Genomic DNA, 20,055 nt, shown 5'->3' with positions numbered 1-20,055 from the left:
TCAACTATTGATGCGTTGCGGGCGGTAGGGCGGTGTCGACATCACCATCTCCGCCAGCGAGAACGCCAGTTCGCGTTCGGCCAGCACGGCACCGTCGGCACCGTGCTCGAGCAGATGCTTCACTTCGCCCTCGCTGTGCGCGCGGGCGAGCAGGGTCAACGAAGGATTGATCGCACGCAGCTTGGCCAGGGTCTCCCCGGCCTCCAGGGGCTGGGGAATCGCCAGTACCGCGATCTTGGCGCGCTCGGGATGCGCTTCGGCCAGCACCTTGTCGGCTGCCGCGCTGCCGCGGATGGCCGGAATGCCGGCATCGTGCGCGCGTGCCACGTGGTCGCCGTTGTCGTCGATGACGATCAGCGGTACGCCGCGGTCGCGCAGTACGCGCGCCAGTTCGCTGCCCACGCGGCCGTAGCCGATGATGATGGCGTGGTCGGTGACGTCCAGCGATGGTCCGGGCGGTATCTCGGGCTCCGCCGGCACCGGTGCCAGCGCCTCCTTCTTCTTCTGCCAGCGGTCCAGCCATGAGAACAGGAACGGGTTGGCGATGATCGACAGCAGCGAGCCGGCCAGGATCAGGTCGCGGCCTTCCGGGGGCAGGATCTTCAGCGAGACGCCCAGGGCGGCGAGGATGAAGGAGAACTCGCCGATCTGCGCCAGGCTGACCGAGATGGTCAGCGCGGTGCCGGTGGGGTGCTTGAACGCCTTGACGATGTAGTACGCCGCCACCGACTTGCCCACCACGATGATCCCGAAGGTGGCCAGCACCTGCCACGGATGCGCCACCAGGATCGCCGGGTTGAACAGCATGCCGACCGATACGAAGAACAGCACCGCGAAGGCATCCCGCAGCGGCAGCGAGTCGTTGGCCGCCTTGTGGCTCAGCTCGGATTCGTTGAGCAGCATGCCGGCGAAGAACGCGCCCAGTGCGAACGACACCCCGAACAGCGTGGCCGAGCCGAACGCCACGCCCAGGGCGATCGCCAGCACCGACAGCGTGAACAGCTCGCGCGAACCGGTGGCGGCGATCTTCTCCAGCGTCCACGGAATCACCCGGCGGCCGACCACCAGCATGAAGGCGACGAAGGCGCCCAGCTTGATCAGCGTCCACACGATGGCCACGGCGAAGGTGCCGAAGCTGGCGGGTTCGCTGCCTGCCGTGTCGCCGAAGGTTTCCGCCAGCACCGGCAGCATCACCAGCGCCAGCACCATCGCGATGTCTTCCACGATCAACCAGCCCACCGCGATGCGGCCGCGCTTTGTATCCAGCAGGCGTCGGTCCTCCATCGCGCGCAGCAGCACCACGGTGCTCGCTACCGACAGCGCCAGCCCGAACACGAAGCCGTTCAACGGCGTCCAGCCCATGCCCCATGCCAGCGCCCAGCCCAGCGCCGTGGCCACGACGATCTGCGCGATGGCGCCGGGGATGGCGATCGCCTTGACCTCCAGCAGATCCTCCAGCGAGAAGTGCAGGCCCACGCCGAACATCAGCAGCATCACGCCCAGTTCCGACAGCTGGTTGGCCAGCTCCTGGTCGGCCACGAAGCCGGGCGTGAACGGACCGACGAAGATGCCTGCAAGCAGATAACCGACCAGTGGCGACAAGCGCAGCTTGTGGGCGATCGCACCCAGCACGAAGGCCAGGGCCAAGCCCACCGCGATGATGTTGATCAGGTCGGTGTCATGATGCATCGATGGGCGTTTTTCCTCGGCATGAGCGTCGAGTGTCGCCGATGCGGACGCTCCGCCGCAAACCGGCACGGGCCATCGGGCGTATCGTGTCCCGCGCCTTTCGTCATCGCCACAACGGAAACGCCCCGCACGGGGCGGGGCGTTCCGGGTGCATCAGGCAACGCAGCGTGTTACCACGTGTAAGCGATGCGCCCGTACACGTACGCGCCGTTGAAACCGCCCGGCGACTGGCTGCTGTAGGGGAACTGGCCACTGTTCGAGTTCGGGAAGATGGTGCGGTCCGGATACTCGTCCAGCAGGTTGTCCGCGCCCAGCGTCAGCGTCCAGTTCTCGCTCGGACGGTAACTGGTCGAGGCATCCAGGATCCACTTGGCGCCGTAGGTCTGGTCGTTGACCGGATTGCCGGTCTCGCTGACGCGGGTGGTGAATTCGCCGTAGCGGGTGGCGCCGAAGGTGAAGTCCCAGCGTGCCAGGTTCCATGCCGCCGTCAGCGTAGTCTTGTCGCGCGGATAGCCTTCCTCGATGCGGCCCTGCTCATCGCGGCCGATGCGCCACAGGTTCGCGCCCAGGGCGGTCAGCTCCGGTGGATTCGGTGCGATGCGCTGGATCTCGGTCTTGTTGTAGTTGTAGCCGGCGGTGAGGTTGAGGCTGCTGTTGGCCAACGGCACGGTGTACTGCGCGATCACGTCGACGCCGCGCGTGCGGGTGTCGGCCGCGTTGGTGAAGTAGCGCGCACTGGTGACGCCATTGACGCCGAGGCTGGCGAGCAGCGCCTGCGCCGCCGCGTTGCCGCCCAGCAGCAGGTTGGAGGACAGCACGATGCGATCATCGATGTCGATCTGGTACGCATCGATGGTGACGTACAGGCGATCCACCGGCTGCAGCACCAGGCCCAGTCCGTATGACAGCGAGGTCTCCGCGGTCAGCGCATCGGCTCCCAGCGCCTGCGCGACAGGGCCGGTGGCGGGGAACGTGCCCGATTCGAAGAAGCGGTCGAGGGTGGCGTTGTACTGCGATGTCACCACCTGGTAGTACTGCTGCGCCAGCGCCGGCGCGCGGAAGCCGCTGGCCACGGTCGCGCGCAGCGCTACCGCATCGGTGAAGGCATAGCGCGCCGACAGCTTGCCCGACACCTCGCTGCCGAAGTCGGAATAGTCCTCGTAGCGACCGGCGATGCCGGCCGAGAACTTCTCGGTCAGGTCGGCTTCCAGGCCCACGTAGGCCGCATAGCTGTCGCGGTCGGAATGCACGGCGTTGGCCGGGGTGAAGCCACCGAAACCCTGTGCGCCGCTGCCGGTGTAGGAGGCCAGTTCGCCAGGCGACTGGTTCCACTTCTCCTCGCGGTACTCCGCACCGAACGACAGCGTGACCGGATACGCCAGCCCGATCTCCAGCGCCTTGCTGATGTCGGCGTTCAGCACGTTCTGGGTGTACTCCAGCGCACCGTCGTAGAAGCGACGTGGGCTGGTCGCGCCCAGGCTGTAGTTGATGCTGTTCTGGGTGTGGAACTTCAGGTGGTTGTAGCCGTAGTTGTAGCTGACGTCCCACTTCCACCCGCTTTCGGTGTCGCCCTTGACGCCCGCCACCAGCGAGCGGTCCTGCGAGAGCTGGTTGATCTCCGGCACGTAACCTTCCGGATACACCTGCGGCACCAGCGCGTTGTGGCCGATCGAGCGGTAGAAGGCGAACGAGACGATGTCGCGGTTGCTGGCGATGGCGGTGGCGTAGGCGCTGACGTTGTCGCTGAAGTCGAAGCCTGCGTTGGCCGACACCGCGCCGGCATCCACCTGCGGATCACCGTAGACGAAGGCCACCGTGCCGATGGCGGGATTGTTGCCGGTGTTGGGTGCGGTGCCCTGGTAGGGACCGGCGCGGTTGGTTTCGTCCTGCTGGGTCAGCTGCCCCGCGACGTGCACGAAGCCGCGACCGCCGCCAAAGGACACCCCGGTATCGCCGGACAGCTGCGTGCTGCGCCCGTCGCCGGCGGAATAGCCGCCCACATCCACCGCCAGGCGGCCGCCTTCGCCCGCGCCCTTCAGCACGATGTTGACCACACCGGCGATGGCATCGGAACCGTACTGCGCCGAAGCGCCGTCGCGCAGCACTTCCACGCGTTCGATCGCCGACACGGGAATGGCATTGAGGTCCACCGCCGACGAACCGCGGCCGATGCTGCCGTTGACGTTGACCAGCGCCGAGATGTGGCGGCGCTTGCCGTTGACCAGGATCAGCACCTGGTCCGGCGACAGGCCGCGCAGCTGCGCCGGGCGGACGCCGCTGGTGCCGTCGGTGACGGCCGGGCGCGGGAAGTTCAGCGAGGGCAGGGCGCGTGCGAGTGCCGTTGCGAGTTCGGTGGTACCGGTGGCCTGCAGGGCCTCCGGCGTGATGATGTCGATCGGCGACTGCGATTCGGCGACGGTGCGGTCGGAGACGCGCGTGCCGGTGACGATCAGGGTGTCCAGCGTGCGCGCCTCGGCAGGGGCGGACTCCTGGGCGAATACGGCGGGGGCGACCAGCGCCAGGCTGATGGCGAAGGTCAGGGGCGACAGCTTGCGGGTCATGGGGGAGCTCCGGGAAGGACTGCGAAGTGATGCTTGAAATGGATCAGGGCTTGCAAAGTTTCCTTTGAAACCATGGACTTAGGCGCTACAGACTCTGGTTACAGGGCCATGACATGGATGTCAATGGTTTCTTAACAACTGTGGACAGAGGCGCTATCGATAAACTACGCGGCCGCTTCCCCCCAAATCCCCTTAGGTTGTTTCTTGATCTCCCTTCGTAATTTCGCGCTGCGCCGCGGTGAGCGCCTGTTGCTGTCCAACGTCGACCTGACCCTGCATGCGGGCTACCGCGTGGGCGTGGTTGGCCGCAATGGCGCAGGCAAGTCCAGCCTGTTCGCCGCCGTGCAGGGCGAACTGGAAGCCGACAAGGGCGACCTCGACCTGCCCGGCAAGGTACGCATCGCCAGCGTGGCGCAGGAAACCCCATCGCTGCCCGATCCGGCACTGTCGTTCGTGCTCGGTGGCGACATCGAGGTGGCCGCCGTGCTGCAGGCCGAGGCCGACGCCACTGCGCGCGAGGACTGGGAGGCGGTGGCCAACGCGCATACCCGCATGGCGGAGATCGGCGCCTACGACGCGGAGGCGCGCGCCGGCAAGCTGCTGCACGGCCTGGGCTTCCCCGCCGACACGCACCATCGGCCGGTCTCGTCGTTCTCCGGCGGCTGGCGCGTGCGCCTGAACCTGGCGCGTGCGCTGATGATGCCCAGCGACCTGCTGCTGCTCGACGAACCCACCAACCACCTCGACATGGACGCGGTTCTGTGGCTTGAGCAGTGGCTGCTGAAGTATCCCGGCACGCTGCTGCTGATCTCGCATGACCGCGAGTTCCTCGACAACGTCGCCACCCACACGCTGCACCTGCACGGTGGCGGCGCGAAGCTTTACACGGGCGGCTACACCGATTTCGAACGCCAGCGCGCCGAGCAGTTGCGTCAGCAGCAGATCGCGCACGAGAAGGAACAGGCCGAGCGCGCGCACCTGCAGAGCTTCATCGACCGCTTCAAGGCCAAGGCCTCGAAGGCCGCGCAGGCACAGAGCCGCATGAAGCGCCTGGCCAAGCTGGCCGGCACCGAGGCAGTGCGCGCCGAGCGCGAGTTCCGCATCGAGTTTGCCGAACCGGCCAAACTGCCGTTCTCACTGATCCGCCTGAATCATGTCGAAGCCGGCTATGGGCCGGACGCGGTGATCCTGCACAACGTCGGCTTCGGCCTGGAAGCGGGGCAGCGCATTGGCCTGCTCGGCCCCAACGGCGCCGGCAAGACCACGCTGGTGAAGACACTGGTGGGCGAGTTGCCCGCGCTGGCCGGCGACCGCATGGCGCACCCGGACCTGCGGATCGGCTACTTCGCGCAGCACACGGTGGAATCGCTGCACGAAGGCCAGTCGCCGATGGACCACTTCCGTGACCTGTCGCCGGATGGCAGCAACCAGTCGTTCCGCGACTTCCTCGGCAAATGGAATTTCCCCGGCGACCGCGCGTTCGAACCGGTCGATGGCTTCTCCGGCGGTGAGCGCGCGCGCCTGGCCCTGGCGCTGATCGCGTGGCAGCAGCCCAACGTGCTGCTGCTCGACGAACCGACCAACCACCTCGACCTGGAAATGCGCGAAGCGCTGGCCGAAGCGCTCAGCGACTTCGATGGCGCCATCGTCATGGTCTCGCACGACCGCCACCTGATCGGCCTGGTCTGCGATACGTTCTGGCGCGTGGCCGATGGCGTGGTCGAACCGTTCGATGGCGACCTGGACGAATACGCCGCCTGGCTGCGCACGCGCGCCTCCGCGCAGGGCAGCAAGCCGCTGCGCAGCGAACCGGCGCCGCCCCCGAAGCCCGTGCCGGCACCGTCGCGCAAGATCAATCCCGTCAAACTCGCCGAGGCCGAAGCGAAAGTTGCCGACCTCGAGGGCAAGCTGGCGGACGTGGATGCGCAACTCGCGGATTCGCAGACCTATGCCGATGCCGACCTGGCTGCGCGGCTGGGTCGGGACCGCGAGGCGCTGCAGCAGCAACTGGCCAAGGCGGAGCAGGCCTGGTCGGCGTTGTACGACGACGCTTGATTCGCGCACCTGGCATCCCCACACCACCCCCCGTCCGTTCGGCCCATCATTCCCATGCCCATCTACGCTTTCGAATGCACCCAGTGCGGCCACAGTTTCGACCGACTGCAGAAGCTGTCCGATCCCGACCCCGATACCTGCCCGTCATGCGGTGCGCAGGCGGTGAAGCGCCAGCTCACCGCGCCGTCGTTCCGGCTGGCCGGCAGTGGCTGGTACGAGACCGATTTCAAGAAGGACGGCGACAAGAAGCGCAACCTGGCCGACGGTGGCGAAGGCGCCAAACCGTCCAGCGAGTCCAAGCCTGCCGAGTCGTCGCCGGCGAAGACCGAAAGCGCGCCTGCGAAGACGGACGCCAAGCCTGCAACGCCGTCGTCGACGTCCTCGACCTGAGGCCGGCGGTGTAAGGTGCATCCCTTCCTGCAAAGAAGGGATGCCATGAAGAAGACCCTGCTCGCGTTCGCTGCGTTGTCCGTCGCCGGCTGCGCCACGTCATCCACGGGTGCGTCGTCATCGACGCCTGCCGACACCTTCCTCGCTGCGCTGGCGGCCCAGTGCGGCAAGGCCTATGCGGGCCGTATTACCGCCAACCAGCCCGCGTCGACCACGCCGGACGCGTTCGAGGGCAAGGCGCTGGTGATGCATGTACGTGGCTGCGATGACCCTGCCCGCGAGATCCGCGTGCCGTTCCATGTCGGCGACGACCACTCGCGCACCTGGGTGGTCACGCGTACGGCGGTCGGCCTGCGTTTGAAGCATGACCATCGCCACGAAGACGGCAGTCCGGACGCGGTGACGATGTACGGTGGAGACACGGTGGATGCCGGCACGGCGCAGCGGCAGGCGTTTCCCGTGGATGCCGAATCGGTGGCGATGTTCAAGCGCGAAGGCCTGAATGCTTCGCTCAATAACACTTGGGCCATAGAACTGGTGCCAGGCAAGACCTTTGTCTACGAACTGAGCCGGCCGAATGGCCGGTTGTTCCGGGTGGAGTTCGATCTGACCGCGCCGGTTGGACTGCCGCCAGCGCCGTGGGGTAGCAACGGGGGCGGCTGAGGCACCAGCCTCGTTGCCTAGCGGGAGGCAAGAACCCCAATGGGTCCCAGCTTTCGCTGGGACGGCGAAGGCCTGCAATCACCCGACTCCGTGGTCCCAGCGAAAGCTGGGACCCAAGTGGACGTTGCCGTTTGGTCCGTTGACGGGACCGCAACGAGCGGCGGCTCAGCGTGGCCCGAAACGGCCGCGGCAACCGCGATCCACCCACACCTGGGTGCCGGAGTAGCCCCAGCTGTAGCCTTCGCGGCAACTGGTGTTGGACAGTTGCTGCTGCAGGATCGGCCGGCCCTGGCGCGGGTCGTAGGCGCAGGTCTTGCGGCGGTTGTCGTCGCTGCTGCACGTGATGGTGTAGCCGCTGTTGCCACCACCGCCCCACCCGTTGCCCGAGTCGCGGAACTCCGCGCGGCAGCCGCTCCGCACCCAGATCATGCCCTGGCGCTGACCCCAGTTCTGGTTCTCGTTGCAGCGGGTCGAAGACAGGTTGCGCTGGACCACCGCGCGTCCGCGGAAGTGGGTACGGCATTCGCGATAGGCATTGTTGGCGCTTTCGCAGACCACGGTGGAGCCGCCCGAGCCTCCGCCCGATCCCTCGGTGAAACGGCCGCGGCAGCCGCGATCCACCCAGACCACGCCATTGCCGCTGCCCCAGTTCTGGCCCTCCACGCAGCGGGTGCTCGAGAGGTTCTGCGCGAGCACGGCGTTGCGCCGGAAGCCGGTCCGGCATTCACGGCGGCGGTTGTCCTTGCTCTCGCAGGTGACCTGGCCGTTGGCGGGCGGATTCGGATTCCAGCCGCCATTGTTGCCGCCGAGCGACTGGGCGATGTCCTGCTTGATGCGGCTGAAGGTCCAACGGGACCGGTTGACCTGGTCGAGGTAGAAGCGGAGCTGGTCGTCCGGGATGCGGCGACCGCGGGACTGTTCCGAGTATTCCAGGCTGATCACGCGCGTCTGGTCCTGGACGGACAACTGGCGCAGGTCTTCCGGGGCATAGGCCCGCGTACCGACCTGGGCGACCGCGCTGCCGGCCATGAAGGCCAGCAACAGTACGAGGACGGACTGCAACAACGGCTTCTTCATGGCGGTACCCTCCGAGGGAGGCGCCAGCATACGCCGGACCCGTTAAGGCCATGCAGGGAAGGCCGGAAGGGTAGGCGGGCGGATGACGGGGTAAACTAGCCGGCTTGACCAGCCAGTGGCTGTTTTGAAACCTTCCGGCACTGCCGGACGACCTGTGGAGCCCCCATGCGTACCCATTTCTGCGGCCTCGTCGACGAGGCCTTGATCGGCCAGACCGTGACCCTGTGCGGCTGGACCGACGTCGCCCGCAACCTCGGCGGCGTGTGCTTCATCGACCTGCGCGACCATGAGGGCATCGTGCAGGTGACCGTGGACCCGTCCAATGCCGAGGTGTTCAAGGTCGCCGCGTCGCTGGGCTACGAGGACGTGCTGCAGGTCGAGGGTGTCGTGCGTGCGCGCGAAGCCGTCAACACCAAGATCCGCACCGGCCAGGTGGAAGTGATCGCCACCAGGATCACCGTGCTCAACAAGGCCGAGCCGCTGCCGTTCCATGCGCACGAGAACCCGGGCGAAGACATCCGCCTGAAGTACCGCTACCTGGACCTGCGGACCCCCGAGATGCAGCGCAAGCAGCGCACCCGCATCAAGCTGGTGCAGGCGTTGCGCCGCTGGCTGGACGCGCGCGGCTTCCAGGACATCGAGACGCCCATCCTGACCAAGGCCACGCCGGAAGGCGCGCGCGACTTCCTGGTGCCGGCGCGCATGCACCCCGGCGAGTTCTACGCGCTGCCGCAGTCGCCGCAGCTGTTCAAGCAGATCCTGATGGTGGCCGGCTTCGACCGTTACTACCAGATCGCACGCTGCTTCCGCGACGAAGCGCTGCGCGCCGACCGCCAGCTGGAATTCACCCAGCTCGACATGGAGTTCGCCTTCGTGCGCGAGCGCGATGTGCAGGATGCGGTCGAGGGCATGATCCGCGACATCTTCGCCGAAGTGATGGACGTGCAGCTGGATGCACAGTTCCCGCGCATGACCTGGGCCGAGGCGATGCGTCGCTACGGTTCGGACAAGCCCGACCTGCGCATCGCGCTTGAACTGGTGGACGTGGCCGAGCTGGTGAAGTCCAGCGAGTTCGCGGTGTTCACCGCTGCCGCCAACGATCCGGACGGCCGCGTCGCTGCGCTGCGGATCCCGGGCGGTGCTTCGCTGAGCCGCAAGCAGATCGACGAGTACGCCGCGCACGCCGCCAAGTACGGCGCCAAGGGCCTGGCCTACATCAAGATCGACGAAGCGGGCGCCATCAGCTCGCCGATCCAGAAGTTCTTCACCGAAGATGCCTTCGCGGCGCTGGTGAAGCACGTCGGCGCCGGCAACGGCGACATCGTGTTCTTCGGCGCGGGCGGCTACAACAAGGTCAGCGATTTCATGGGCGCGCTGCGCTTGAAGGCCGGCAAGGACTTCGGCCTGGTACAGGACGGCTGGAAGCCGCTGTGGGTCACCGACTTCCCGATGTTCGAATGGGACGAGGAAGCGCAGCGTTACGTCGCGCTCCACCATCCCTTCACCGCGCCCGCGGTGGACGACATCGCCGACCTGCGCGCCAACGCGAAGACCGCCGTGTCCCGCGGCTACGACATGGTGCTGAACGGTAACGAGATCGGTGGCGGTTCGATCCGCATCCACCGCCCGGAGATGCAGAGCACGGTGTTCGAGCTGCTCGGCATCGGCGCGGAAGAAGCGGAAGCGAAGTTCGGCTTCCTGCTGGATGCACTGCGCTTCGGCGCGCCGCCGCACGGTGGCATCGCGTTCGGCATCGATCGCATCGCGGCGCTGATGGCGGGCACGGAGTCGATCCGCGACGTCATCCCGTTCCCGAAGACCACCACCGCGCAGTGCCTGATGACCGGTGCGCCGTCGCCCATTCCGGATGAGCAGCTGGCGGAAGTGCATATCCAGGTTCGTCCTAAGAAAGATTGATCGAGAGAACCACGCAATGACCGAGTTTGCTTTTTCGCTGGAATGGGAGCGCCTGGGCAATGAAGGCGCCGATGCGGCGCTGGTGACGGAGCGCGCGCGCGTGTTCGGTGGCTGGCTGGTGCGCGTCGGTACGTCGCCGGCGGCGATGGCGGTGACCTTCGTGCCGGACGGCCAGGGTCGCTGGGATGGCGAGGACTTCGGCGAAGACGATTACGAAGAAGAAGACGAAGAAGAGTACGAAGAGGAAGAAGACGAGGACGCCGACGAGGAAGACGAGGCGGACGAAGAGGAATAAGGTCTTCTGTAGGAGGGGCTTCAGCCCCGACCGCAGTAAACACGGGCGCTGGGTTCTCGCCGGGGCTCAGGTCCCTCCCACATGATCATGTCGATGCCGTCCATCCGCCGCGCCACCCTCGAAGACGCCGCCCTACTGTCGGACCTGGCGTCGCGTACGTTCACCGAGACCTTCGGCCATCTGTATCCGGCCGAGGACCTGGCGGCGTTCCTCGCCGATGCCTACGAGGTGGGCAAGCAGCGGACGATCCTCGCGCATCCGGATTACGCGGTGTGGTTGCTGGAAGACGACGGCGTGGCCGTGGGGCATGCGGCGGCGGGGCCGTGCGGGTTGCCGCATCCGGACGTGCAGGTCGGTGATGGTGAGCTGAAGCGGTTGTATGTGCTGGCGTCGCACCAGAATGGTGGGTGGGGCGGGAAGCTGTTCGCGGAAGTCGAGCGGTGGTTGTTGGAGGATGGGCCGCGGACGCTGTGGATCGGGGTGTGGTCGGAGAACTTCGGGGCTCAGCGGTTCTATGAGCGGCAGGGGTTCTTGCGCGTGGGCGGGTACAAGTTTGCGGTAGGGAAGACGCTGGATGATGAGTTCATTCTGCGGCGGGATGCTTCATTCGGCTGACGCAAAAGCGTTCCGCTAGCCCTGCGGGCCAGCGGGTAACTTTTCTTTGTAAGCGCAAAGAAAAGTCACCAAAAGAAAGCGCTTTTCCCGACGAAGCAATCCCATAACTCGGGCGCTGTGTGGATTTTCCGGTTCGCCCTCCTGGCGAATCGGAAAACGGCGGGCGTCCTGCCCGCCGCCCTTTGGGTCTGGTGGGCTTGCTGGCGCATTGATGCAGGGAACATCAAAAGCAGACGGCCGCGTTAGCGGCCGTTGCTGTTTGTGGCGCTGTGCTTACTTCTGCAGGAAGGTCAGCAGGTCCTGGTTGACGCGGTCCTTGTGGGTGTCGGTCAGGCCGTGCGGGGCGCCGGGGTAGACGATCAGCTTGGCGTTCTTGATCAGGGCGGCCGAGGCCTTGCCGGAGGCGTCGATGGGAACGATCTGGTCGTCGTCGCCGTGGATCACCAGGGTGGGGATGTCGAACTTCTTCAGGTCGCCGCGGAAGTCGGTGGCCGAGAACGCGGCGATCGAGTCGTAGGTGTTCTTGTGGCCGGCCTGCATGCCCTGCGCCCACCAGCTGTCGATCAGGCCTTGCGAGACCTTGGCGCCCGGGCGGTTGAAGCCGTAGAACGGACCGGAGGCGATGTCCAGGTAGAGCTGCGAGCGGTTGTCCAGCGAACCCTTGCGGATGCCGTCGAAGACTTCGAGCGGGAGGCCGCCCGGGTTGTCGGCGGTCTTCAGCATCAGCGGCGGCACGGCGCTGATCAGCACGGCCTTCTTGACCCGGCCGGTGCCGTGGCGGCCGATGTAGCGCGCCACTTCGCCGCCGCCGGTGGAGAAGCCGACCGCGGTGACGTCCTTCAGGTCCAGCGTGTTGATCACGGTGGCCAGGTCGTCGGCGTAGTGGTCCATGTCGTTGCCGTCCCACGGCTGACTGGAGCGGCCATGGCCGCGGCGGTCGTGGGCGACCACGCGGTAGCCCTTGGAGGCCAGGAAGATCATCTGCGATTCCCAGCTGTCCGAAGACAGCGGCCAGCCGTGGCTGAAGGTGACGACCGGGCCGTTCTTCGGGCCCCAGTCCTTGTAGTACAGCTGCACGCCATCGGCGGTGGTGATGTAGCTCGCCGTGCGTTCGACAGCGACCGGGGCGGTGGCGGGCGCGGGCTGCGCGGCGAAGCTGGCCTGCGTGGCGACGGCCAGCAGCGTGGCGGCGAGGGTGCGGGTGAAGGCGTTCATGGTGTCGGTTCCTGCGAAGGGTGGTGGGTCAGGAAGGAAGGTCAATCGGCGATCACCAGCGTCACGTCGATGTTGCCGCGCGTGGCGTTGGAATAGGGGCAGACGATGTGGGCGGCATCGACCAGGGCCTGCAGCTGCTCGCGGGCGACACCCGGGGCGGCGATGGTCAGTTCGGCCTGGATGCCGAAACCGGTGGGGATCTGGCCGATGCCGACCTTGCCAGTGACGGTGGTGGACGGGGGCAGGGCCACCTTTTGCTTGCCGGCGACGAACTTCAGCGCGCCGAGGAAGCAGGCCGAGTAGCCGGCCGCGAAGAGTTGTTCGGGGTTGGTGCCGTCGCCGCCGGCGCCGCCCAGTTCGCGCGGGGTGGACAGTTTGACGTCCAGCACGCCGTCGGACGAGGTGGCCTGGCCTTCGCGGCCGCCCGTGGCGGTGGCGGTGGCGGTGTAGAGGATCTTTTCGATGGACATGGCGGTGTTCCTTCTGGTGAGTGGGTGGTCCAGACGGGGTGTCGTCCGGTGAGGTGTACTTTGCGCCGCCAGGCAGTACGAAGGGTGATGTAGAATCCTGAAAACTTGATCAGGAGTTTCATCATGGTCGACAGGCTGGCAGTCCTGCTGGATCGTTTTTCGGTGAGTGCGCAGGTATTCCATGCCGGCGCGCTGTGCGGCATCAATACGCTGGAAGGCGAGGCGGGCGTGGGCCAGTTGCACCTGATCCGGCGCGGGCCGCTGGAGGTCTTTCACGGCGACACCTCGCTGCAGATCGACCGGCCCAGCCTGCTGCTCTACCCGCGCGCGATGTCGCACCGGTTCGTCAGCGATGCGGAAAAAGGCGCGGACATGGCGTGCGCCAACCTGCGGTTCGAAGGTGGCGCGCAGAACCCGATCTGTGCCGCGCTGCCGGACGTGGTGTGCCTGCCGCTGGATGGCATCTTCGGCGCGTCGGACGTGCTGGCATTGCTGTTCGAGGAAGCCTTCACCCAGCGCTGTGGTCGCACCGCGCTGGTCAACCGGCTGTTCGAAGTGGTGATGATCCAGATCCTGCGCCAACTGATGGAAACGGGCGAGGTGAAGGGCGGCATGCTGGCCGGCCTCTCCCATCCGCGCCTGCGCAACGCGATCGTCGCCATGCATGAAGCGCCGTCGAAGGACTGGACGCTGGATGAGCTGGCGCGCGTGGCGGGCATGTCGCGCAGCGTGTTCGCCACGCATTTCCGCGAGGCGCTGGGCATCACGCCAGGCCAGTACCTGCAGGGCTGGCGCGTGGGCCTGGCGCAGCAGGCGCTCCAGCGCGGCAAGCCGTTGAAGGTGGTTGCGTCCGACGTGGGCTACGGCAGCGAGGCCGCGCTGTCGCGTGCGTTCAAGGCACACAGCGGCCTGTCGCCGCGCGAATGGAAACGCCAGGCCGGAGCGGCTGCCTGAGCCCGCGTCAGGCGTCCTGCCGGCGTGCGGCCGGCTGCGCACGCAGCTGGACGATCTCCGACCGTGGCGGCGCGCCGAACAGGCGCTTGTATTCGCGACTGAACTGCGAGGCGCTCTCGTAACCGACGCGGCGCGCGGCGGTGTTCGCCTCCAGGCCTTCGCCCAGCATCAGGCGGCGGGCCTCGTGCAGGCGCAGGTGCTTCTGGAACTGCAGCGGCGACATCGAGGTGGCTGCCTTGAACTGGTGGTGCAGCGACGACACGCTCATGTGCAGCGACTCGGCCATCGCATCGATGCTCAGCGGCTCGTGGAAGCGGTCGCGCAGGGCCTGCACCGCGCGGGCGATGCGGTGCGAGCGGCTGCCGGCGGTGACCAGTTCGCGCAGGCGGTGGCCGAGATCGCCGGTGAGCGCGCGGTAATAGATCTCGCGCTGGATCAGCGGGGCGAGTGCGCCCACGTCCTCCGGCTCCTCGAGCAGCCGCATCAGCCGCAGCACCGCATCGAGCAGGGCGCCGCTGGCGCGCGCCGAGTACAGGCCGCGGTCCACCGCTTCGGCCGTGCGCGAAGCCGGTGTTTCGAGCATCAGCGCGCCCAGCTGGTCCATGTCGATGTCCAGGCGCAGGCTCAGGTAGGGGTGCTCCGGCGTGGCCTCGATGATCTGGCCCAGTGCCGGCAGCGTCATCGACACCACCAGATAGTGGAGTGGGTCGTAGTGGTAGGTCTCGCCCGCCAGGATCGCGATCTTGCGGCCCTGCGCCACGATGCACAGGCGGGGTTCGTACAGCACGGCACTGCACGGCCGCGGTTCGCTGAAGCGCATGAGGAAAAGCGACGGGATGGCCGTGGCATGCACGCCGTCGTCGGTCGCCAATCGGGCAATCCGGTCGGCGAGTTCCGCCTGCGGTACGTGGCGCGGGAGCTGCGCGACGCTGTCGGGGAAACCATTGTCGTTCATGGCGTAGGGGTCCATGCGGCGAAGCGTGACTTTAGCGCGACAAAGCGTGGGTGTGCATCGTCGCGCCTGCGTGGTTTGCAGAATCGGGCAAGTTTCGCGCAGCAATGCGCTAACCGCCGGGGCACGCGCTGGCCTATCGTGCCTGCATGCCGTCGCGTTGCGCGATGCGGCGGCATCTCCTCCCCCAAGGCTGACGGAAAACATCCCGATGTGGATCGTCGAATACGCGCTGTCGCGCCGATACACCATCGGCGTGCTGGCCATCCTGATCCTGTTGTTCGGCGTGCAGTCCGCACGCCGCATGCCCACCGACATCCTGCCGGAGGTCGGCATCCCTTCGGTCAACATCATCTGGACGTACAGCGGCCTGCCCGCGGCGGAGATGGCGGCCAAGCTCACCTCGTTCTCCGAGATCGCCGTCCTCAACAACGTCGACGACATCAAGGAGGTCCGCTCGGAAAGCCTGAGCGGCATCGGCATCGTGCGGGTGGACTTCCAGCCGGGCGTGAACCTGGAACGTGCGCTGGCGCAGATCACCGCGGTCTCGCAGACGATCCTGCGGCGCATGCCGCCGGGCACGTCGCCGCCGCTGGTGGTGCGCAACAACGTCTCCAGCACGCCGGTGCTGCAGCTGGTGCTGTCGTCGGATGCCTTGAGTCAGGCGCAGCTGTACGACTACGCACGCCTGCAGCTGCGTTCGCAGATCCAGTCCATCCCCGGTATCCGCATGACCCTGCCGTACGGCGGTGCCGCGCGGCAGATCATGGTGGACCTGGATCCGCGCGCGCTGCAGACCCATGGGCTGACGCCGGCGCAGGTCACCGGCGCGCTGGAGCGTGGCAGCCCCACCTTGCCATCGGGCACGATCCGCGAAGGCACCCGCGAACTGCAGATCGCGCTGGAGACGAGTCCGGCCGACGCGGCGGGGTTCCTCGACCTGCCGATCGCCACGCGTGGCGGCAACGTCATCTATGTGCGCGATGTCGCCTCGGTGCGCGACGGCGGTGCGCTGCAGACCAACATCGCGCGCATGGACGGCGCCAACGCGGTGTCCGTGGCCCTGATCAAGATGGGCGGCGCCTCGGCGGTGGAGATCGTGCGTTCCGTGCGCGAGCGCCTGCCGGAGATCGAGGCTTCTGCGCCGCCCGGCATGCGGATCGAACCGATCTTCGACCAGTCGGTGTTCGTCGACAACGCGATCGGTTCCATCCGTCACGAGGCCGTCCTGGTCGGCGTGCTGGTGGCGCTGGTGGTGCTGGTGTTCATCGGCTCGTGGCGCTCCAGCCTGATCGTGCTGTCGGCGATCCCGCTGGCGCTGCTGGCCTCGGTGACGATGCTCTACCTGCTGGGCTACACCTTCAACGTGATGACGCTGGGCGGGCTGGCCCTGGCGATCGGCATCCTGGTCGACAACGCCGTGGTGGACGTGGAGAACACCAACCGCCACATCGCCGAGGGCAAGGATGTGCGCAGCGCGATCCTGGCCAGCGCGAAGGAAGTCGTGTTCCCGGAATTCGTTTCCACGGTCTCCATCTGCATCGTGCTGACGCCGATCCTGCTGATGACGGGCCTGTCGGCGTGGGTGTTCACGCCACTCGCACTGGCGGTGATCTTCGCCATGGCCGCCTCGTTCCTGCTCTCGCGCACGCTCATCCCGGTGCTGTGCTACCTGCTGCTGCCGGCCGACATCCGCAGCCGGCAGGCGCCGCGCTGGGCGGCCGAGCGCCGCCTGCTGGCGGTCAATCACCGCGTGGAGCACGTGCTCGACGGCCTGCGCGACCGCCACCACGCGCTGCTGGTGAAGCTCGGCCACCATGGTGGCGTGCTGCTGGTGGTGGCGCTGCTGATGATCGGCGCGGGCGCGGTGTCGGCGCTGTCGCTGGGCCGCGAGTACTTTCCGCACGTGGATGCGGGCCAGATCCGCCTGCAGGTCCGCCTGCCCACCGGCCTGCGGCTGGAGGAAACGGCGCAGCGGCTGGCCGACATCCAGCACGAGATCCGCGAGATCGTGCCGGCCGATGAACTGCAGACGGTCTACGAGCAGATCGGCATTCCCGATGCGGTCAACCTGGCGTGGGTGGACAGCGCGGTGGTCGGTTCGTTCGAGGCCGAAGTGATGCTCCAGCTGCGCAGCCCGCACGGGCCCAGCGCGGACTACCTGGCGAAGATCCGCGAGCGCGTGGCGCAGAAATATCCCGACGCGAAGGTGTTCGAGCGGCCACCGGATGCCACCAGCCGCACGCTGGCCGGCTCCGCGGTGGGTGCGCTGGAAGTGCGCGTCAACGGCCGCGATGCCGCGGGCAACCTGGTGCTGGCGCGCGAACTGGAATCGCGCCTGCGCGACGTGCCCGGCGCGGTCGACGTGATGCTGCGCCAGGTGCTGGACCTGCCGGAGTACTACATCGCCATCGACCGCACGCGGGCCGCGCAACTGGGCATCAGCGCGCAGGACGCCAGCCGTGCGGTGCTTGCGGTGCTGGGCTCGGCCGGCACGGTCAGCCCGGTGTACTGGGTCGACCAGGCCAATGCCACGTCGTACACGGTGCAGGTGCAGGCGCCGCCGGCGAACCTGGCCGGGCTGGAGACGCTGCTCAACACGCCGGTGCGGATTGGCGACGACGGCCAGACGGTGCTCCTGCGCAGCATCGCGCAGGTGTCGCCGCGCACGGTGCCGGCGAGCGTCGGGCGCACGATGATGGCGCCCACGGCCAGCGTGATGGCGAACGTGCAGGGCACCGATCTCGGCGCCGTGCATGCGGCTTTGGGCGACATCGTCGCCGACCTGGAGCCGCGCCTGAAGCCGGGCAACCGCATCGAGATCGTCGGCCAGGCCGGCGAGATGCAGAACGCGTATGGCGAACTGGCCACGGGCCTGCTGATGTCGGCGGTGCTGGTGTTCCTGGTGCTGGTGGTCAACTTCCAGTCGTGGATCCAGCCGTTGGTGGCGATGTCCGGCCTGCCCATCGCCATCGCCGGCGCGGCGGTCGGCCTGCTGGTCACCGGCACGCCGCTCAGCGTGCCGGCATTGATGGGCGTGATGATGGTGATCGGCGTGTCCACCGCGAACAGCGTGCTGGTCACCAGCTTCGCCCGCGGCCTGATCGCCGACGGCCACGATCCCGAACAGGCCGCGTACGAAGCCGCCGCCGTGCGCCTTCGTCCGGTGCTGATGACGGCCAGCGCGATGGTGCTCGGCATCATCCCGATGGCGCTGGGCCTGGGCGAGGGTGGCGAGCAGAACGCGCCGCTGGGCCGCGCGGTGATCGGCGGTCTGCTGTTCGGCACGCCGGCCACGCTGATCATCGTGCCGTCCATCCTGGCCGTGCTGGGCCGCCGCCTGCGGCGTTCCGAATCCCGAATCGAAGCCGGCGCTCAGGGCGCCGATGCAGGAGTAGCGATATGAAGCCGATGCTTGCGTTGCGTCAGTATTTCCCGATCGCGCTGGCGCCGGTCGCGCTGGTGCTGCTGTCCGCCTGCAGCCGCAGCGCGGCGGAGGCGCCTGCGGCGCAGGCCGTGCCGGAAGTGCTGACGGCACAGGCGCGCGCCGCCGAGGCGGATTTCGCGATGACCCTGCCGGCGCGCGCGCTGGCAGGCGAAACCGCGCAGCTTTACCCGCGGGCCACCGGCTTCGTCAGTGAGCGCCTGGCGGACCTGGGCGACCACGTTGCGGAAGGGCAGGTGCTGGCGGTGATCGCCAATCCGGAGGCCGACCAGTCCGTGCGCGAAACGCAGGCCGACGTGGTTCGCCTGCGCGCGGCGCTGGAGCTGGCGCGGGTGAACTACGATCGCGCCGCCGCGCTGGTCGAATCCGGCGCGATCTCGCGCGAGCTGTACAGCGACCGCAGCGCCAACCGCGATGCCGCACAGGCCGCGCTGGCAGCGGCCCAGGCACGACTGGAGAGCGCGCGCGAGCGACAGGGGTTCCAGCGCGTGCGCGCACCGTTCGCAGGCGTGATCGCCGCGCGCAACGTGGACCGGGGTGACCGCGTGGTCGGCGATGCCGCCACCGCCGCACCGCTGTTCGAACTCAACGCACTCGATCCGCTGCGGATCCTGGTGGACGTGCCGCAGGGCGCGGCCTTGCAGGTCCGACCGGGTCTGAAGGCGGAAGTGACCTTCCCCGAGCTGCCGGGCGAGCGCTTCGCCGCGGAGATCGTGCGCAGCGCGCAGAGCATTTCCGACGAGGCCGGTGGCATGCGGGTGGAGTTGCGCCTGCCCAACCCGGACAACCGCATTCCGGCAGGCATGGTCGGCCAGGTCAGCCTGCAGGTGCCGCGCGCCGCGCCGGCGGTGCTCGTGCCGCTGTCGGCGATCTCCGGTCCGGCCGGGCGCTCGCGCGTGGCCCGGGTAGGTGCGGATTCGGTGCTCGAGTTCCGGCCCGTGCTGCTGGGGCGCGACCTGGGGGGCGATGTCGAAGTGCTCGAAGGGCTGAGCGTGGGCGACCAGGTCGTGCTGTCGCCCAATGCGCTGCTTCAGGCAGGGACGCGGGTGACGGTGAAGAAGCCCGCCTCCTGATGCGGTGGTGTTCCGGCGGCGGCCACGCCAGACTGGAACCATGGAAAAAATCGAGGCGGGTTCAAGGCCACGTGTCTTGCTGGTGCACGGCATCTGGAACGCGAAGTCCTGGTTGACGCCGCTTGCGCGGCGCCTGCGGCACGAGGGCTTCGAGGTGGAGGTGTTCGGCTATCCGAGCATCCTGGGCGGCCCCGAGCCGGCGATTGCCGCACTGATCCGCCGCCTGCAGGACGGCCCTCCCACCCATCTGGTGGGCCATAGCCTGGGCGGGCTGATCGGACTGGAAGCGCTGCGCCGCGCGCCCGGCCTGCCCGTGCAGCGCATGGTCTGCCTGGGGTCGCCGCTGTGTGGCAGCGGCGCGGCCCGCAGCCTGGGCCGGCGTGCATGGACGGCGGCCGTGCTCGGCCGCAGTGGTGCGCTGCTGCAGGCAGGTTGCGTGCCCTGGCAGGGAACGGTGCCGGTGGGGATGGTGGCCGGGAACGTGGCGCGCGGCATCGGTCGGCTGATCACCCGCTTCGACGGCGAATCCGATGGCACCGTCGGGCTGGATGAAACCCGCCTGCCGGGGCTGGCCGCGCATTGCGTGGTGCCGGCCAGCCATACGGGGCTGGTGTTCTCGGCCGATGCCGCACGCCAGGCGGCCCGCTTCCTGCGTGATGGCCGCTTCGACGGGCAGGACTGACC

At 67.7% G+C, this 20,055-nt stretch carries 16 protein-coding genes; 10 read left to right on the top strand and 6 right to left on the bottom strand.

What is annotated here, in order from left to right:
- Together ybaL and IB223_RS12215 are read right to left on the bottom strand one after the other, a co-directional pair.
- Entirely contained in the window at positions 1-1,689 is a 1,689-nt protein-coding gene (gene ybaL / locus IB223_RS12220; RefSeq protein WP_192201997.1) for a YbaL family putative K(+) efflux transporter, read from the bottom strand.
- A 170-nt stretch (positions 1,690-1,859) separates the two neighbouring features.
- Positions 1,860-4,250, bottom strand: coding sequence for a TonB-dependent receptor (locus IB223_RS12215; RefSeq protein ID WP_192201996.1), 2,391 nt, complete (start codon positions 4,248-4,250; stop codon positions 1,860-1,862).
- Positions 4,251-4,454: 204 nt separating this feature from the next.
- On the opposite strand from IB223_RS12215, the gene IB223_RS12210 reads away from it, so the two are divergent.
- From IB223_RS12210 to IB223_RS12200, 3 genes are read left to right on the top strand one after another with little or no spacing between them, the layout of a single operon-like run.
- Positions 4,455-6,305 carry an ABC-F family ATP-binding cassette domain-containing protein gene (locus tag IB223_RS12210; RefSeq protein ID WP_192201995.1) on the top strand — a complete coding sequence of 617 codons (1,851 nt, stop codon included), beginning with the start codon at positions 4,455-4,457 and terminating at the stop codon, positions 6,303-6,305.
- Positions 6,306-6,359: 54 nt separating this feature from the next.
- Positions 6,360-6,695: a zinc ribbon domain-containing protein gene (locus tag IB223_RS12205; protein ID WP_192201994.1), complete on the top strand. Its 336-nt coding sequence runs from the start codon at positions 6,360-6,362 to the stop codon at positions 6,693-6,695.
- Between the two features lie 45 nt (positions 6,696-6,740).
- Positions 6,741-7,358, top strand: coding sequence for a hypothetical protein (locus tag IB223_RS12200; RefSeq protein ID WP_192201993.1), 618 nt, complete (start codon positions 6,741-6,743; stop codon positions 7,356-7,358).
- Positions 7,359-7,523: 165 nt separating this feature from the next.
- Here the strand turns inward: IB223_RS12200 and IB223_RS12195 are convergent, their stop codons facing one another.
- Complete coding sequence (locus IB223_RS12195; protein ID WP_192201992.1) at positions 7,524-8,435, bottom strand: DUF3011 domain-containing protein; 912 nt, start codon at positions 8,433-8,435, stop codon at positions 7,524-7,526.
- A gap of 165 nt (positions 8,436-8,600) precedes the next feature.
- Here IB223_RS12195 and aspS point away from each other — a divergent pair, with 165 nt between their 5' ends.
- The 3 genes from aspS to IB223_RS12180 all read left to right on the top strand — a co-directional run bounded on the left by aspS (position 8,601) and on the right by IB223_RS12180 (position 11,262).
- Positions 8,601-10,352 (top strand): aspartate--tRNA ligase, encoded by a 1,752-nt coding sequence (gene aspS, locus IB223_RS12190; protein WP_192201991.1) that lies wholly within the window; start codon positions 8,601-8,603, stop codon positions 10,350-10,352.
- 16 nt (positions 10,353-10,368) lie between these two features.
- Positions 10,369-10,647, top strand: coding sequence for a DNA primase (locus tag IB223_RS12185; protein WP_192201990.1), 279 nt, complete (start codon positions 10,369-10,371; stop codon positions 10,645-10,647).
- A gap of 93 nt (positions 10,648-10,740) precedes the next feature.
- Complete coding sequence (locus IB223_RS12180) at positions 10,741-11,262, top strand: GNAT family N-acetyltransferase (protein WP_192201989.1); 522 nt, start codon at positions 10,741-10,743, stop codon at positions 11,260-11,262.
- 273 nt (positions 11,263-11,535) lie between these two features.
- On the opposite strand, the gene IB223_RS12175 is transcribed toward IB223_RS12180, so the two are convergent.
- Positions 11,536-12,477 carry an alpha/beta hydrolase gene (locus IB223_RS12175; RefSeq protein ID WP_192201988.1) on the bottom strand — a complete coding sequence of 314 codons (942 nt, stop codon included), beginning with the start codon at positions 12,475-12,477 and terminating at the stop codon, positions 11,536-11,538.
- Between the two features lie 41 nt (positions 12,478-12,518).
- Positions 12,519-12,947 (bottom strand): organic hydroperoxide resistance protein, encoded by a 429-nt coding sequence (locus IB223_RS12170; protein ID WP_192201987.1) that lies wholly within the window; start codon positions 12,945-12,947, stop codon positions 12,519-12,521.
- Between the two features lie 123 nt (positions 12,948-13,070).
- Between IB223_RS12170 and IB223_RS12165 the strand changes: the two genes are divergently transcribed.
- Positions 13,071-13,901 carry an AraC family transcriptional regulator gene (locus IB223_RS12165; protein ID WP_192201986.1) on the top strand — a complete coding sequence of 277 codons (831 nt, stop codon included), beginning with the start codon at positions 13,071-13,073 and terminating at the stop codon, positions 13,899-13,901.
- A 7-nt stretch (positions 13,902-13,908) separates the two neighbouring features.
- Here IB223_RS12165 and IB223_RS12160 read toward each other — a convergent pair whose 3' ends face one another.
- Positions 13,909-14,871, bottom strand: a complete 963-nt coding sequence (locus tag IB223_RS12160; RefSeq protein WP_225591019.1) for an AraC family transcriptional regulator — start codon at positions 14,869-14,871, stop codon at positions 13,909-13,911.
- 193 nt (positions 14,872-15,064) lie between these two features.
- Between IB223_RS12160 and IB223_RS12155 the strand changes: the two genes are divergently transcribed.
- The 3 genes from IB223_RS12155 to IB223_RS12145 are packed head-to-tail and all read left to right on the top strand — an operon-like array spanning position 15,065 to position 20,053.
- Positions 15,065-18,259, top strand: coding sequence for an efflux RND transporter permease subunit (locus IB223_RS12155; RefSeq protein WP_192201985.1), 3,195 nt, complete (start codon positions 15,065-15,067; stop codon positions 18,257-18,259).
- Positions 18,256-19,371 carry an efflux RND transporter periplasmic adaptor subunit gene (locus IB223_RS12150; protein WP_192201984.1) on the top strand — a complete coding sequence of 372 codons (1,116 nt, stop codon included), beginning with the start codon at positions 18,256-18,258 and terminating at the stop codon, positions 19,369-19,371. The genes IB223_RS12155 and IB223_RS12150 overlap by 4 nt, the downstream gene beginning before the upstream one ends.
- A 40-nt stretch (positions 19,372-19,411) precedes the next feature.
- On the top strand, positions 19,412-20,053 hold the full coding sequence (locus tag IB223_RS12145; protein ID WP_192201983.1) for an alpha/beta hydrolase: 642 nt from the start codon (positions 19,412-19,414) through the stop codon (positions 20,051-20,053).
- The last annotated feature ends 2 nt before the right edge of the window (positions 20,054-20,055 follow it).

The organism is Pseudoxanthomonas sp. PXM03, assembly GCF_014852005.1.
Lineage (GTDB): Bacteria > Pseudomonadota > Gammaproteobacteria > Xanthomonadales > Xanthomonadaceae > Pseudoxanthomonas_A.
This window is presented reverse-complemented; position numbering and strand designations above follow the sequence as displayed.